16 protein-coding genes are annotated in these 14,750 nt (G+C 34.3%); 12 read left to right on the top strand and 4 right to left on the bottom strand.

From position 1 onward, the window contains the following. Positions 1 to 16: 16 nt before the first annotated feature. The 4 genes from WBG07_RS07940 (at position 17) to dnaG (ending at position 4,450) form a co-directional block, all read left to right on the top strand. Positions 17 to 577, top strand: a complete 561-nt coding sequence (locus WBG07_RS07940) for an RNA polymerase sigma factor (RefSeq protein ID WP_413788821.1) — start codon at positions 17 to 19, stop codon at positions 575 to 577. Then, positions 567 to 1,316 carry a hypothetical protein gene (locus tag WBG07_RS07935; protein WP_340200165.1) on the top strand — a complete coding sequence of 250 codons (750 nt, stop codon included), beginning with the start codon at positions 567 to 569 and terminating at the stop codon, positions 1,314 to 1,316. The genes WBG07_RS07940 and WBG07_RS07935 overlap by 11 nt, the downstream gene beginning before the upstream one ends. Before the next feature lie 44 nt (positions 1,317 to 1,360). Beyond that, a complete protein-coding gene (locus WBG07_RS07930) occupies positions 1,361 to 2,377 on the top strand; it encodes an OmpH/Skp family outer membrane protein (protein ID WP_340200163.1) in 1,017 nt (338 codons plus the stop codon). Positions 2,378 to 2,494: 117 nt separating this feature from the next. Beyond that, the gene (gene dnaG / locus WBG07_RS07925; RefSeq protein ID WP_340200161.1) at positions 2,495 to 4,450 is read left to right on the top strand and encodes a DNA primase; all 1,956 of its coding nucleotides are present in this window, start codon (positions 2,495 to 2,497) and stop codon (positions 4,448 to 4,450) included. A 12-nt stretch (positions 4,451 to 4,462) separates the two neighbouring features. On the opposite strand, the gene WBG07_RS07920 is transcribed toward dnaG, so the two are convergent. Continuing rightward, positions 4,463 to 5,095 carry a response regulator gene (locus WBG07_RS07920; RefSeq protein WP_340200159.1) on the bottom strand — a complete coding sequence of 211 codons (633 nt, stop codon included), beginning with the start codon at positions 5,093 to 5,095 and terminating at the stop codon, positions 4,463 to 4,465. A gap of 176 nt (positions 5,096 to 5,271) precedes the next feature. Continuing rightward, positions 5,272 to 6,060: an NAD(+) synthase gene (gene nadE / locus WBG07_RS07915; protein ID WP_340200157.1), complete on the bottom strand. Its 789-nt coding sequence runs from the start codon at positions 6,058 to 6,060 to the stop codon at positions 5,272 to 5,274. A 171-nt stretch (positions 6,061 to 6,231) separates the two neighbouring features. Here nadE and gldB point away from each other — a divergent pair, with 171 nt between their 5' ends. From gldB to WBG07_RS07900, 3 genes are read left to right on the top strand one after another with little or no spacing between them, the layout of a single operon-like run. Continuing rightward, positions 6,232 to 7,200: a gliding motility lipoprotein GldB gene (gene gldB / locus WBG07_RS07910; protein ID WP_461781914.1), complete on the top strand. Its 969-nt coding sequence runs from the start codon at positions 6,232 to 6,234 to the stop codon at positions 7,198 to 7,200. Continuing rightward, positions 7,193 to 7,531, top strand: coding sequence for a gliding motility protein GldC (gldC, locus tag WBG07_RS07905; RefSeq protein WP_340200154.1), 339 nt, complete (start codon positions 7,193 to 7,195; stop codon positions 7,529 to 7,531). The genes gldB and gldC overlap by 8 nt, the downstream gene beginning before the upstream one ends. Before the next feature lie 24 nt (positions 7,532 to 7,555). Continuing rightward, a complete protein-coding gene (locus WBG07_RS07900) occupies positions 7,556 to 7,918 on the top strand; it encodes a GTPase (RefSeq protein ID WP_340200152.1) in 363 nt (120 codons plus the stop codon). 5 nt (positions 7,919 to 7,923) lie between these two features. On the opposite strand, the gene yihA is transcribed toward WBG07_RS07900, so the two are convergent. Together yihA and WBG07_RS07890 are read right to left on the bottom strand one after the other, a co-directional pair. Continuing rightward, positions 7,924 to 8,538: a ribosome biogenesis GTP-binding protein YihA/YsxC gene (yihA, locus tag WBG07_RS07895; protein WP_340200149.1), complete on the bottom strand. Its 615-nt coding sequence runs from the start codon at positions 8,536 to 8,538 to the stop codon at positions 7,924 to 7,926. 10 nt (positions 8,539 to 8,548) lie between these two features. Beyond that, on the bottom strand, positions 8,549 to 9,313 hold the full coding sequence (locus WBG07_RS07890) for an alpha/beta fold hydrolase (RefSeq protein WP_340200147.1): 765 nt from the start codon (positions 9,311 to 9,313) through the stop codon (positions 8,549 to 8,551). Positions 9,314 to 9,588: 275 nt separating this feature from the next. Between WBG07_RS07890 and mraZ the strand changes: the two genes are divergently transcribed. From mraZ to WBG07_RS07865, 5 genes are read left to right on the top strand one after another with little or no spacing between them, the layout of a single operon-like run. Further along, the gene (gene mraZ, locus WBG07_RS07885) at positions 9,589 to 10,056 is read left to right on the top strand and encodes a division/cell wall cluster transcriptional repressor MraZ (RefSeq protein ID WP_340200146.1); all 468 of its coding nucleotides are present in this window, start codon (positions 9,589 to 9,591) and stop codon (positions 10,054 to 10,056) included. Further along, positions 10,043 to 10,942: a 16S rRNA (cytosine(1402)-N(4))-methyltransferase RsmH gene (gene rsmH / locus WBG07_RS07880; RefSeq protein ID WP_340200958.1), complete on the top strand. Its 900-nt coding sequence runs from the start codon at positions 10,043 to 10,045 to the stop codon at positions 10,940 to 10,942. Before mraZ ends, rsmH begins: the two co-directional genes overlap by 14 nt. An 11-nt stretch (positions 10,943 to 10,953) precedes the next feature. Then, positions 10,954 to 11,271: an FtsL-like putative cell division protein gene (locus WBG07_RS07875; protein ID WP_340200145.1), complete on the top strand. Its 318-nt coding sequence runs from the start codon at positions 10,954 to 10,956 to the stop codon at positions 11,269 to 11,271. 6 nt (positions 11,272 to 11,277) lie between these two features. Continuing rightward, positions 11,278 to 13,287: a penicillin-binding protein gene (locus WBG07_RS07870; protein ID WP_340200144.1), complete on the top strand. Its 2,010-nt coding sequence runs from the start codon at positions 11,278 to 11,280 to the stop codon at positions 13,285 to 13,287. Continuing rightward, a complete protein-coding gene (locus WBG07_RS07865) occupies positions 13,284 to 14,747 on the top strand; it encodes a UDP-N-acetylmuramoyl-L-alanyl-D-glutamate--2,6-diaminopimelate ligase (protein ID WP_340200143.1) in 1,464 nt (487 codons plus the stop codon). The genes WBG07_RS07870 and WBG07_RS07865 overlap by 4 nt, the downstream gene beginning before the upstream one ends. The last annotated feature ends 3 nt before the right edge of the window (positions 14,748 to 14,750 follow it).

Raw genomic sequence — 14,750 nt, 5'->3', positions numbered from 1 at the left:
TATAAAGATGTTGCGTTTGAAAGTGATTCAACTTTATAAAAGCGAAGAAAACCTAATAAAAAAGGCAAAACAGCAAAATCGTGAAGCACAACGGCTTTTGTACGAGAAATATGCGCCCAAAATGTTAGGTGCTTGCAGGCAATATATAAGAGACCTTCAATATGCAGAAGATTGCATGCTTGTAGGCTTTGCAAAGGTTTTTAAAAACCTTCATACATATAAAAGTCAAGGTAGTTTTGAGGGTTGGATACGCCGTATAATGGTTAGAGAATGTATTTCTTTTTTACGGAGACAAAAGGATTTTGAATTTTCTATAGACAAGTTTGACTCTGTAACCATACCAGTAACCATGCCTAGTGATTCTTTAACTATAAATGAATTACAGGAATTAATAGATATGCTTCCAGATGGATATAAGGTAGTATTTAACATGTTTGCTATAGAAGGATTTAAACATCAGGAAATTGCCGAAATACTGAAAATTGACGTGAGTACTTCAAAATCTCAATTATACAAAGCACGCAAAAAGCTTCAAAAAAGCTTCATTGAATTAAATGTATTACAAAATGGAACCTAATAAGTTTGAAAAAGAAATACAGGATAAGTTTTTAAAAAGGGAAATTAAACCTTCTCCTGATTCATGGATAAAACTGAACGAAATGCTTCCAGAATCACCAAACAAGTCATTCCGGAATACTCATTTTTATTGGTTTGCAGCCGCTTCAATAGCAATTATTTTAGCAGTAGTTAATTATTCGGTAGACAGAAATCAAGGGGAGCTTCCTTCAAATCAAATTCCTATAGTAGATTCTTTTGAGGAGAATGAAAAATCTATGAATACGATAATCAAAAACGAAAAGGAACTTTATTCCTCGGAAAACTCAAATGCTTCTAAAGTACAGAAGCAGGAATTAAAAGTAACGTTAAATCAGGAAAAAGAGCTCCCTGTTATTGATAAAAATATAGGGATAACTTCTAATGAAATCAAAAAGGAAACAAAACAACCTGATACACTAGAATTGCAAGGAGTTGATAAGAATGAAGATGCGGTTGCCGCTGTTTTTTTAGAGGCTAAACGTATTCAAGAGGCGCAGGGAGATATAAGTGAAGAAACTATTGATAGCCTTATTTTGAAAGCCCAGCAGCGAATTAAAATTAATAACGCCTTGCAGAAAAGTAATACTCCTAAAGCGGCTATGGCTTTGTTACAAGATGTGGAAGAAGAATTAGACCAGTCTTTTAGAGATAAAGTTTTTGAATTGCTAAAAAAAGGAATGGTAAAAGTTAAAACGGCAGTCGCAGAAAGGAATCAGTAAGCTTTTAATTATTTAATATTCATCAATTTATAAATCATCAAAAAATGAAACAGTTATCCATTGTAGTTGTTTTAATAGCACTGCTATTTTCAAATTTCAAGGCGCAAGCTCAGGATAAAACGGCTAAAATTCAATCATTAGAGACTAAAATAGAAGCAATTACCAAAGAAGAGCGAGAAGGTTTAAAGCAAGAGGTAAAAGCAATTAATCAAAGATTTGATAAAGGAGAGTTATCTTTAGAAGAGGCACAAAAGCTTAAAGAAACTGCTGCGGAAAAACGAGTTATCAATATAGAAGTGCGCACTGCTAGACTTAAGGAAGAGATTTCAAATTTAAAACAGGAAACAGATGCCGAATTTAGTGATGAGGATGATAACAATTATTATTTTCATATTGTAAAGAAGCGTAAGAATAGGCATTATAATAGAACAGATTCTCAATTGGTGTTAGCCGTAGGTTTTAATAATGTTGTTAGTGAAGGCGAATCTTTTGGAGACTCTGATTATAAGTTTGGAGGTTCTCGTTTTCTAGAAATTGGCTGGGCATGGCGAACCCCGCTCCTAAAAGAATCTAATTTTATACGTTTCCGTTATGGAATTTCATTTCAGATAAATAATTTAAAACCAACAGACAATCGCATATTTGTTAACCAAAATGGTGAAACTGTACTTGAAAATTTTCCGCTAGACTTAGATAAGTCTAAATTAAAATTCACCAATCTGGTAGTGCCTGTTCATTTTGAATTTGGACCTTCAAGGGTAATTAAAAGAGAAAATTACAAGCGTTATTCTATTCGTAAAAAATTTAAAATAGGCCTCGGAGGCTATGCGGGTTTTAATATTGGTACTCGGCAAAAGTTAATCTATGACGATGGAGGTGAAAGGGTTAAAGAAAAGATAAAAGGAGATTTTAATACCAGTAATTTAGTCTATGGTTTGAGTAGCTATATAGCCTGGGGTTCTACAGGTTTATATCTTAAGTATGATTTATCACCTCTTTTTGATGACAATCAACCTATCCAGAGAAACATTTCATTAGGAGTACGATTTGACATGGATTAAATTAATTGACAAAGAGCTTATATTTTAATATTTAATAAAGGAGCATTAGAGATCTAATGCTCCTTTACTTATATGCTATATTTTGGTTACTTTTAACCTCTCTAAAACACGTATTTCTTGATTGCAAAATCTACCATAGACAAAGTTTATGAAACTGCTCAACTTGAGGAGGTAATTGGTGATTTTGTGCAGCTTAAAAAATCTGGGAGTAATTTTAAAGGATTGAGTCCTTTTACGGATGAGCGCTCACCTAGTTTTATGGTTTCTCCTGTAAAACAGATTTGGAAAGATTTTAGCAGTGGTAAAGGAGGCAATGTGGTAGCATTTTTAATGGAGCACGAGCATTTTACCTACCCGGAAGCCATTAAGTACCTGGCAAAAAAATACAATATAGAAGTAGAAGAAACAGAGCAAACTAATGAAGAGAAAGCAAAAGCGGGGGAAAGAGAAAGTATGTATTTGGTTTCTGAGTTTGCGCAAAAGTATTTTAAAGAAGTACTCTGGGAAACCGAAACTGGCAAAGCTATTGGACTCACTTATTTTAAAGAAAGAGGTTTTAACGATGCTATTATAAATAAATTCGGATTAGGATTTTCACCAGATCAATGGGAGGTATTTACAAATCACGCACTAGATAAGGGATACCAATTAGAATATTTAGAGAAAACCGGACTTACCATTGTAAAAGAAGATAAAAGGTTTGATCGCTTTAAAGGCCGAGTAATGTTTCCTATTCACTCCATGAGTGGGCGTATTTTGGGCTTTGGAGGTAGAATTTTAACGAATGATAAAAAAGCAGCCAAGTATTTAAATTCTCCTGAAAGTGATATATACCATAAAAGCAAGGTATTGTATGGTATCTATTTCGCAAAACAAGCGATTGCAAAAGAAGATAATTGCTACTTAGTAGAAGGTTATACAGATGTGATTCAATTTCATCAGGCCGGAATTGAAAACGTAGTATCTTCTAGCGGAACCGCATTGACTCCCGAGCAAATAAGACTCATTAATCGTCTTACTAATAATATTACTGTGTTATTTGATGGGGATGCAGCAGGATTAAGAGCTTCTTTACGCGGCATAGATTTAATTCTTGAACAGGGAATGAATGTAAAGGTCTGTACGTTTCCGGAAGGAGAAGATCCTGATAGCTTTGCAAAGAAAAATGATCATGAGTCTTTGGTGTCTTACCTAAAGGATAATGCAAGAGACTTTATTCAATTTAAGGCATCTCTCTTATTTCAGGAAACACAAAATGATCCGGTAAAAAAAGCAGATACGATTAGAGATATTGTAAATAGTATTGCAAAAATCCCAGATCGCATCAAACAAGAAATATACGTACAAGAAAGCTCTCGAATTCTTGATATTTCAGAAGATGTTTTATTTAACACCTTAGCACAAATTGGAAAAAAAGAGCTTGCAGATGCTAATAAAAAGCATAAGCAACAACAAAAATCGTTTGAAGTAGTTAAAAATGAGCCTTCTGCAAGTAAAGTGGATGTACAGCATGAATTGGAGAAAAAGATCATTGAGATTTTGATGTTGTATGGAAACCGAAAAGAATCTTTTGAAGATTATATCTTGAAAGAGAATGATAAAGGAGATTTAGTACTGGAACCTGAATTACATGAGATAAAGGTTTTTGAGAAATTATATTTAGATCTGCAACAAGATGAAATTGAATTAAGTAATCCTACCTTTCGTAAACTTTTTCAAGATATTGTGCAAAAACTGAATGAGGATGAAAATTATAGTATAGATGCTTTTATGAAAGAGATAGATGCAGAGCTAGCAGCAGAAATTTCAGGGATTCTGATGGAGGAAGAACGGTATGTATTACATGATTGGGAGCGGAATAATATATTCGTAAAGAAAAAAGATGCAACGGTAGCTCAATTGGTGAGTGAAACAATTTTAAGCTTACGCTGTTATTTAATAGAAAAGCGTGTAAAACATTTGGGCGAAACCACCAAAGAAAAAAAAGATGGTAATCATGAAGTCTTAGAAGAAATCATGAATTACCATCAATTAAAGATATTATTATCACAAAAACTCAATCGAGTTTTATAAGTAAAAGAATAATTATTGTAACAATTCCAATGCTTTTGCTTGTTGTAACATATCCACTAGATTATCTACGTTAAGTTTACGCATTAATCTTGCTTTATAAGTACTTACTGTTTTTTCGTTGAGATTTAATTCTTCTGCAACGTGCTTGTTACGTTTACCTGCGGCAAGTAACTTGAGTACTTCAATTTCACGAGTAGATAATTTTCTAAAGAATCTACGTGGTTTGTTAGTACTTTCGTCAACCGCGAGGCGTTGTGCAAGTTCATTAGTAATAAATACACCACCATTAGTAATTTTTCTAATTGCTTCTGCAATAAGAGTGGTGTCTGCATTTTTTGAGAGGTAACCTGAGGCTCCTGCTCTTAGCGTACTTAATGCATAAACATCTTCGGGTTGAGAGCTATACATTAATACTTTTACATCTGGAAAATCTTTCTTCATTTTTCTAAGTGCGGTTATTCCATTAACTTCAGGAATATCCATTTCTAAAAGAACCAAATCTGGTTTCTTTTTAGAAAGATTTTCAAATAACTCCTCTGTTGTAGAAACATTACCGGATATCTGTATATCCTTGGAGCCTTGTAAAGCAGAAGCAATTCCTGCTTGAACGATTGGGTGGTTGTCAGCCACGAGAACTTTAATCATAATTAAAAAAGGTTTAGAGTTAGTTTTTAATCCTATTAAAAACCGTCACCGAATAGTTTAATTATTATGCCAAAATACAATAATCATACTCTTCGGCTTAAGGGTATTCGGTAAGTAAAAGTAAGTAAAAAATCAGATTACCACAAAAACTTTACAATTTTTCGTTCTAATGACGACTATTTTAGACCATCGGGTATTTTACATACAGGAATTGGAAGCATTTTATGCATATTTGCAGTATTAAACTTTTTATAGATTAAGAAAACTTCCCTATTTCTTCCTTCAAAATCTGAAATATTCTTACCCTTTGCGTCCATTTCCATAGCCCATTCCAATTCTGGATAGCTTGCACCAATTTGGTCTTCATCAGTTCTGTCATCTCCCCATAATCCATCTGTAGGAGCTGCTTGGATAATTTCTTTATTTACATTCATAAATTCAGCAATTTCGTACACTTCTGTTTTCATTAAATCAGCAATAGGGCTTAAATCTACACCTCCATCACCATATTTTGTGTAGAAACCAACTCCAAAATCTTCCACCTTATTTCCCGTTCCAGCCACAAGATAACCTTTAAGTGCAGCAAAATAATACAAGGAAGTCATGCGCAATCGTGCTCTAGTATTTGCTAAAGACATAAAACGCGCTTCTTCATCGGCAACCGCAGGAAAGGTGGCTACAAGACTGTCAAAAACTGGGGTGAGATTAACATGCTCCGAAGATACATTAGAATACTGCTCTTTTAAAGATGCAATATGTCTTTCGGCTCTGGTTACCTGGCTATTTGCCTGATGAATAGGCATTTCTAAACATAAAACTGGCATTTTGGTAAGTGCGCATAGTGTAGAAGTGACTGCAGAGTCAATACCACCAGATACACCTACGACAAATCCTTTGGTACCCGCGTTATTACTATAGTCTTTTAACCAATTAACAATATGTTCAACAACTTTTTCTGTTTTCATGTATTTGTAATTTTTGTTTCGTTTCTCTCCTTTTCCTGCAAAAATAACGCATTCAGTATTAATTTGCATTATCGCCGGTAATCTCGGTAATAGATGCTAGCCTTTGTAGTTTAAATTTTCGGTTAAATGAACAGAGCAACTTTGCCTATATTTGTCAACAAATTTGAAGAAATGAGAATATTAAAAAGCATATTACTTTGCAGTATTTTTTTTATTTGGAGTTGTAAAGATGATTCCAAAATTACAAAGGAAATAGAGGCGATTGAAGTAGATGTCAACGTGAAAAGATTTGATTTGGATTTTGCCAATACTACCATAGAAACATTGCCTAATATAAAATCAGAATACCCTTACCTGTTTCCCGTACATTTTCAAGATAGTATTTGGATTAATAAAATAAGAGATACCTTACAGTTGGAGTTGAATCAAGCCGTAAAGAAGGAGTTTAATGATTTTAAAAATATGGAAAATGATTTTGAAAAACTCTTTAAACATTTACGTTATTACACCCCAGAATTATCTATTCCAGATATCGTAACCTTGACTTCCTATGTAGATTACAGGAGAAAGATGATTTATGCAGATAGTTTGTTGCTGATTTCTCTCGACACCTATTTAGGGGAAAACCATAAGTTTTATGAAGGTATTCAGTATTATATAAGAAAAAACTTTAAAAGAGAGCAGATAATACCAGATGCAGCTGTAGCGATTTCAAAAGAACTATTACCTCCGCCATCCAGTCGTTCCTTTATATCGCAAATAATTCATCACGGAAAACAATTGTATTTTATGGATTTAGTTATTCCCTGGGTAGAAGATTACAGGAAAATAGGCTATACAAAAGAAGAGTTTCAGTGGTCGCAAGTAAATGAGGCTGAAATTTGGAGGTATTTTGTAGATCGAAAATTATTGTTTTCTACAGATCAAAAACTGAGAGCTCGTTTTGTTGACCCAGCACCATTTTCTAAATTCTATTTGGAGTTGGATGCAGAATCTCCAGGGGAGATAGGAAGGTTTATAGGATGGCAGATTGTCAAGTCTTATATGGAGAATAATGATGTATCTTTGCAGGAAATGTTTATCGAGCCTGAGGAAAAACTGTTTTCCAAATCAGGTTTCAAACCAAAAAAAAATGGCTGAGACACATACTTCAGAAATCAAATTGCTTGTAGAGCTTGACGAAAATAGAGTGCCTGAAAATATCAAGTGGAGTGCCCAAGATGGCGGTGTGAATGATGAAGAAGCAAAAGCAATGCTTCTATCTATTTGGGATAGTAAACAACAGGAAACACTTAGGATAGATTTATGGACTAAAGATATGCCTGTTGATGAAATGAAAATCTTTTTTCATCAAACATTAGTAGCTATGAGCGATACGTTCAACAGGGCGGTTGCCGATGATAAAATGACTGCGACTATGAAAGATTTTTGCGACTATTTCGCTGATAAAATGGAATTAAAAAAGGGATAGCTACAAAGTCATGTAACATCATAAATGAACGACACACTAATTTTTGTATACAATGCAAATTCAGGAAAAGCAAATACACTTCTTGATGTGTATCATAAAATGGTGAGTCCCGAAACGTATAAATGTAATTTATGTAAGCTCACCCATGGAGTCTTTACAGAGCATAAACAATGGAAGCGTTTTAGGAAGAACACAGCTATAGAAATGGAGTTTTTGCATGCAAATGAATTTGCGCAAGAGTACAAATCTAAGTTTGGTTATACATTCAAATTCCCAATTGTCTTAATGAGAACTAATGATGATTTAGAAGTATTTATTACTCCTAAAGAACTTAATGAGATTCAAGAACTAGAGGCCTTAATAAAACTCATAACAAGGCGTCTTTAAAAAGTTTATGTTTTTAGCGTTTTTTTGTACTCCAGATTTATTTGATCTATATAATATAACAATTCATCTTTGCCAATAGATGAAGTAGCAGAAGTGATAAAATATTGGGGAGTTTCTTCCCAAGTTTTCAAAAGCTCTTCTTGATAAGAAAGTACTTGTCTTTCAATAGCTTTTGGTTTTAATTTATCGGCCTTAGTGAAGATAATAGAAAACGGAATGGAGTTTTCTCCTAGCCATTCCATAAATTCTAGGTCTATTTTTTGAGGTTCATGGCGAATATCAACCAATACAAATGCAGAAACTAATTGTGTTCTCTTTAAAAAATAATTGGTGATAAATTTTTGAAAGGTTTTTTTACTTTTTTTAGAGACCCGTGCATACCCATATCCAGGTAAGTCTACAAGGTACCAATCTTCGTTAATGATAAAATGATTAATAAGTTGTGTTTTTCCGGGTCTTCCTGATGTTTTTGCAAGATGCTTGCGATTTGTAATCATGTTTATAAGAGAAGACTTTCCAACATTAGACCTTCCTATAAATGCATATTCTGGCAGAGGCCTTGAAGGACATTTACTTACCTCTGTATTGCTAATAACAAATTCCGCCGATTTTATTTGCATCAGTTTGAGATTAGAATTTCTTTTCTTTTAACCATGAATACAAAATTTCATTAAAAGTGTCTGGATGTTCCATCATGGCAGCATGCCCACATTTATCAATCCAAAAAAGGTCGGAATTAGGCAATAATTCATGAAATTCTTCTGCAACATTAGGAGGTGTTACAATGTCATTTTTTCCCCAGATAATTCCGGTAGGAGTTTGCATTTTGGGCAAGTCTTTTGCCATGTTATGACGTATAGCACTTTTGGCAATAGCAATAGTTCTGATTAGTTTATTTCGGTCGTTAAGCGTCGCGTAAACCTCATCAACAATTTCTTTTGTAGCTACTTCAGGGTCGTAAAAAACATCTTGACTTTTTTTCTTGATAAATTCGTAACTTCCTCTTCTGGGATACCCTGCTCCCATGGCACTTTCATAAAGACCAGAACTTCCAGTAATTACAAGTGCTTTTACTTTTTCAGCATGTAATTTAGTGTATAAAAGCCCTATGTGACCACCTAATGAATTTCCCAAAAGAATCACATCGTCTAATTCTTTAAATTCAATAAATTTTTCTAAGTACTTAACGAAGCTTTTAACATTAGTCTTTAAAAGAGACATGCTATAAATAGGAAGTTCAGGAATAAGTACTTTGTAGCCTCTGGTAGAGAAGTGATTGGTTACTTTGTCAAAATTGCTTAATCCGCCCATCAAACCATGAAGAATAAGGATAGGTGTTCCTTCTCCTACTTCTAAATAACTAAACTTTTTTTCCTTTTTTAAGCGATATACCATTAACGTAAATTATGGTTCTAAAAGAGCAAATATAGCGATTTCATCTTTATATAATTTAAAATGATTGAATACCTTCAAAACCATATTATTACAGGTATTTAGCCACATTTTTACATCGATTGAGTAAATGCTTTTTTAGGACGCTATTTGGAGAGAAAGGTGGGATTTCATCGGATAAATAGTAAAACTTATCAACAATGTGGTAAAATGTGGTAAAATGTGGTAAATATTTCTATATATTTGAAATGAAAACAATATTTAGTGGATAAAATACAATGAACAATTTCATTGGAACATATGAGTGTAAAGCAGATGCTAAGGGTAGGATTATGATTCCTGTTGCTCTTAAAAGTCAGCTTGCACCTATGCTTGCCGCTGGTTTTGTTTTGAAAAGGGCGGTATTTAATTCTTGTTTAGAGTTGTACCCAATGCAGGAATGGAATACAATGATGGCAAAGATTAATAAGTTAAATAGGTTTAAGAAAAAAAATATTGATTTTATACGCCGATTTACTGCTGGGGTTAAAGTTGTTGAAGTAGATAGTAACGGGAGGTTGTTAATACCCAAAGATTTATTTGCTTTTGCTGGATTGCAAAAGGAAGTAGTGCTGTCTTCAGGGATAAACATTATTGAGGTCTGGGATAAAGAAAGGTATGAAGCTTCGGTAAATGATGCTACAGTAGATTTTGCTGATTTGGCTGAAGAAGTAATGGGAGGAGATGATGAAGATGTCTTATCATAACCCAGTACTTCTTAAGGAGTCTGTTGACGGGCTCAATATTAAACCAGATGGGATTTATGTGGATGTAACGTTTGGTGGAGGTGGACATTCCCGAGAAATTTTAGCTCGTTTGGGTGAAAAGGGAAAATTGTTTGCTTTTGATCAAGATGAAGATGCATTATTAAACACAATAAAGGATGATCGGTTTACTTTGATAAATGAGAATTTTAGATATGTCAAAAGATATTTAAAGTTCTATGGTATAAAAAAAGTGAATGGAGTTTTAGGAGATTTTGGGGTTTCCTCTCATCAGTTTGATGTTGCAGAGCGCGGGTTTTCTATTCGGTTTGATGCGCCTCTGGATATGCGAATGAATAAAAAGAATGGTATTTCAGCATATGAGGTTATAAATGAATATAAAAGCGAAGAGCTACTAAGGGTTTTTAGAGCGTATGGAGAGTTGAAAAATGCAGGAGCTTTGGCCAATACTATTGTAGCTGCAAGACAGGATGTCGTAATTGATACCACAGATAGATTAAAAGAGGTAATTCAAAAATTACTTCCAAGATTTAAAGAAAACAAAATGTTAGCTCAAATCTATCAGGCAATACGCATAGAAGTGAATCAAGAAATAGAAGTCTTAAAAGAGTTTTTACTGCAATTGCCAGAACTGGTTTTGAAAGATGGGAGAATAAGTTTAATTAGTTACCACTCACTAGAAGATAGGTTAGTGAAACGATTTATAAGAGATGGTAAGTTTGAAGGTGAAGCAGAGAAGGATTTTTATGGCAATGTAAACGTGCCGTTTAAAAAAGTAGGAGGATTAATTGTGCCAGATAAACAAGAGATAGCATTAAATAATCGGGCACGAAGCGCAAAACTTCGTGTTGCTGTAAGATTAAATTAAAAAACAGAACCATGAAAAAGAATGTCATTGCATTACTGAAAGGAAAGTTTTTGATTAGCAACGATTCTGTTAAAAACTGGAAATTTATACTGTTTGCTTCTGTATTGGCAGTTGTTATGATAGCAAGCTCTCATAGTGTAGATAAAAAGGTACTTGAAATAGCACGTCTTAACGAAGAAGTAAAAGAATTAAGAAGCGAGTTTATTGATACTCGCTTTCAATTACAAAAACAAAAGCTCGAATCTACGGTAACCTCAAAAGTAAAAGAAAAAGGGCTAGCACCTTCATTGGTGCCGCCAAAGAAGATAAAAATAGCAACACAGAAGTAGTCTATTATGCCTACAACAGAAAAGCAAGTATTAAACAGGTTGTATTTTGTTACAGCATGTGTTTTCTTATTCGCCTTTACGGTGGTAGGGAAGCTTGTCTCTATTCAGTTGTCAGAAGGAGATAATTATAGGCGCCTTGCCCAAGAGCAAACAATTAGAAATTTCACTATTCAACCTAACCGAGGAAATCTGTATTCAGATGATGGAAGTCTTTTGGCAACTTCTGCTACTAGATTTGATATTCGTTTTGATGCGTTGGCTTCTAATGAGAAGAATTTTGAGAAACATCTTAAACCACTATCAGATTCGCTTTCCGTAATGTTGGGTAAGCCTTCTTCATATTATCAAAATACGTTTAAAAAAGCAAGAAGTTTAAAGAATAGGTATTTGTTACTTGTTCGTAACCTTAGCTATTCAGAACATATGAGATTAAGATCTTTTCCACTATTCAATCTTGGAGGAAATAGTGGAGGGATAATTATAGAACAGCGCACGGTAAGGGAACATCCTTTAGGGCGCATAGCAGAAAGGAGTATAGGTTATGAGCGGTTTGATGAAAATGGTTATGTAACTCGTGTAGGCTTGGAAGGTGCATATGGAGAATATTTGCGTGGAGAAACCGGTCAAAGACTCAAACAAAAAATAGCTAAAGGACAATGGAAGCCTATTAGTGACAGTAATGAGAAAGAGCCTAAAGATGGTTATGACGTAGTTTCAACTATTAATATTAATATTCAGGATATAGCGCATCATGCCTTATTGAGTCAGTTAGAGAAGTATGAAGCAGATCACGGTTCGGTGGTGGTAATGGAAGTTGGGTCTGGAGAGGTTAAGGCAATTTCAAACTTAGGTCGCACATCAAAAGGAACCTACTATGAAAAATTGAACTATGCCATAGGTGAGTCGCATGAACCTGGCTCCACCTTTAAATTAATGTCATTAATAGCTGCTTTTGAAGATAAGGTTATAGATACTAGTTACGTGGTAGATACAGAAAAAGGAGTGCTTACTTTTTATGGAAAAAAAGTGAGAGATTCCAAGTACGGGGGCTACGGTAAGATCACAGCTTCTAAAGCCTTTGAGCTTTCCTCAAATACAGGAGTGGTAAAAATTATAGATAACTTTTATAAAGATGACCCTGAGAGATTTGTAAACCGACTTTACAATATGGGTTTGAATAATAAATTGGGACTTTCTATAAAAGGAGAGGGTAAGCCATATATTCCACATCCAAATGATAAAAAGAATTGGAGTGGGATAACACTGCAGTGGATGGCTTATGGGTATAATGTTTCACTAACACCTTTGCAGACCCTTACGTTCTATAATGCAATAGCGAATAATGGGGAAATGGTAAAACCCAGACTCATAAAAGAGGTAAGGAGTTTTAATAAAACAGTAAGAAGGTTTGATAAAGAAATTCTTAATCCTTCAATCTGCTCTCAGGAAACCATTGGTATGGTAAAGCAAATGCTTAAAAACGTAGTAGATAAAGAACATGGTACAGGGCACGACTTATTTTCTGCTGATTTTTCAATGGCAGGTAAAACGGGAACTTGTCAGAAAAACTATGCTTCTAAGGATAGTGATAAATTAAAGTATATCTCTTCTTTTGTAGGCTATTTTCCTGCAGACAATCCTAAATATTCTTGTATTGTAGTTATTCACGAACCAGATAAAAGCAAGGGATACTATGGTGCAGATGTCTCTGGTCCTGTCTTTAAAAGTATAGCACAAAAAATTTACACCAATTCTCCTCTTATAGATACCATTGAAGAATTAGAAAAAGAAAGTGAAACAGTTATTGAGAACTATGAAGCTTTCTATGTCAAAGCACAAAAGAAGTACAAGGTAGTGCCCAATGTTTCAGGAATGAGTGGAATGGATGCAGTTTCTTTACTCGAAAACCTCGGTTTAAGGGTTAAAGTAAGTGGCAATGGGAAGGTGACAAACCAGTCTTTAAAACCAGGAGAGAAAATTGAACCACAGAAAACAATAGTATTAGAGCTTATATGAAATTACTAAAAGACATACTTTACAAAGTTCATATCAATGCGGTAATTGGTAATACAGCTATTTCTGTAAACCAAATTCACTTTGATTCACGAGCTGTTTCGTTAGATGATGTTTTTGTGGCAATAGTTGGTGGTTCTGTAGATGGGCATACGTATATTGAGGGTGCCGTTAAACAGGGAGCTATTGCAGTAGTTTGCGAAAGCATACCTGCGCAAACAGTAAATGGAGTTACCTATATAGAAGTTGCAGACACCAAGCATTCTTTGGCAGTTATGGCAGCTAATTATTATGAAAACCCTTCCCAAAACCTTAAGCTAATTGGTGTTACTGGCACCAATGGAAAAACTACAGTAACCACCTTGCTGTACCAGCTATTCAAAAATGCAGGTTTTAAAGTAGGACTACTTTCAACGGTTAAGGTATTGGTAGCAGACCAAGAGTTTTCTGCAACCCATACTACTCCAGATTCACTTTTAATTAATAAATATCTGGCTATGATGAATGAGGCTGGAGTTGAGTATTGCTTTATGGAAGTGAGTTCTCATGGAATTCATCAAAAAAGAACCGAAGCACTAAGTTTTGAAGGAGGCATTTTTACTAATCTTTCTCATGATCATTTAGACTATCATAAAACGTTTGCTGAATATAGAGATGTGAAAAAGTCATTTTTTGATCAATTAGATTCAAGCGCTTTTGCCTTGGTTAATAAAGATGATAAGAATGGTCTTCTGATGATTCAAAACTCCAAAGCAAAAAAATTCACATATGCGCTCAAAACTTATGCAGACTACAAGGCTAGTATTCTTGAAAATCAATTTGAAGGTTTATTACTGAAAATTAATGAAAGTGAAGTATGGTCAAGATTAATAGGTTCTTTCAATGCATACAATATGTTGGCAATTTATGCTACCGCCGATATTTTAGGACTTGATGCCTTAGAAACGCTACGACTGATAAGTGAACTTGAAAATGTAAAGGGGCGCTTTCAATATTTTATTTCAGCAGAAAAAATAACTGCTATAGTTGATTATGCACATACCCCAGATGCACTTAAAAATGTACTTGAAACTATTAACAACATCCGTACAGGAAATGAATCTTTAATCACTGTTGTTGGCTGTGGGGGTGATAGAGACCAGTCTAAAAGACCTATTATGGCAAAAATTGCGGCAGCGCTTAGTACCAAAGCAATTTTTACCTCAGACAATCCCAGATCTGAAGATCCGGAAAAAATTATTGAGCAAATGGAGGAGGGGGTAGCACCTTTGGATTTTAAAAAGATTGTTTCTATTACGAATAGAAAACAGGCAATTAAAACTGCCTGCCAAATGGCCTGTGCCAAAGACATCATTTTAATAGCAGGAAAAGGGCATGAAACCTATCAGGAAACTCATGGTAAAAGAGTTGATTTTGATGATTTTAAAATTGTACAGGAATTGTTAACGCAATTAAGTAAATAATAT

Source organism: Ascidiimonas meishanensis, assembly GCF_037782385.1.
GTDB classification, from domain to species: Bacteria; Bacteroidota; Bacteroidia; order Flavobacteriales; family Flavobacteriaceae; genus Ascidiimonas; species Ascidiimonas meishanensis.
The sequence above is the reverse complement of the archived record's forward strand: the minus strand, read 5'-3'. Positions and strand labels throughout refer to the sequence as shown.

Excerpts from the sequence above, each read along its gene's own strand:
- WBG07_RS07920 (WP_340200159.1), bottom strand. The coding sequence starts at position 5,095 with ATGATTAAAGTTCTCGTGGCTGACAACCACCCAATCGTTCAAGCAGGA.
- yihA (WP_340200149.1), bottom strand. The coding sequence starts at position 8,538 with ATGCAAATAAAATCGGCGGAATTTGTTATTAGCAATACAGAGGTAAGT.
- WBG07_RS07875 (WP_340200145.1), top strand. The coding sequence starts at position 10,954 with ATGAAAAAGAATGTCATTGCATTACTGAAAGGAAAGTTTTTGATTAGC.
- WBG07_RS07865 (WP_340200143.1), top strand. The coding sequence starts at position 13,284 with ATGAAATTACTAAAAGACATACTTTACAAAGTTCATATCAATGCGGTA.
- WBG07_RS07870 (WP_340200144.1), top strand. The coding sequence starts at position 11,278 with ATGCCTACAACAGAAAAGCAAGTATTAAACAGGTTGTATTTTGTTACA.
- nadE (WP_340200157.1), bottom strand. The coding sequence starts at position 6,060 with ATGAAAACAGAAAAAGTTGTTGAACATATTGTTAATTGGTTAAAAGAC.
- mraZ (WP_340200146.1), top strand. The coding sequence starts at position 9,589 with ATGAACAATTTCATTGGAACATATGAGTGTAAAGCAGATGCTAAGGGT.
- rsmH (WP_340200958.1), top strand. The coding sequence starts at position 10,043 with ATGTCTTATCATAACCCAGTACTTCTTAAGGAGTCTGTTGACGGGCTC.
- WBG07_RS07935 (WP_340200165.1), top strand. The coding sequence starts at position 567 with ATGGAACCTAATAAGTTTGAAAAAGAAATACAGGATAAGTTTTTAAAA.
- WBG07_RS07890 (WP_340200147.1), bottom strand. The coding sequence starts at position 9,313 with ATGGTATATCGCTTAAAAAAGGAAAAAAAGTTTAGTTATTTAGAAGTA.
- WBG07_RS07930 (WP_340200163.1), top strand. The coding sequence starts at position 1,361 with ATGAAACAGTTATCCATTGTAGTTGTTTTAATAGCACTGCTATTTTCA.
- gldB (WP_461781914.1), top strand. The coding sequence starts at position 6,232 with ATGAGAATATTAAAAAGCATATTACTTTGCAGTATTTTTTTTATTTGG.
- WBG07_RS07900 (WP_340200152.1), top strand. The coding sequence starts at position 7,556 with ATGAACGACACACTAATTTTTGTATACAATGCAAATTCAGGAAAAGCA.
- gldC (WP_340200154.1), top strand. The coding sequence starts at position 7,193 with ATGGCTGAGACACATACTTCAGAAATCAAATTGCTTGTAGAGCTTGAC.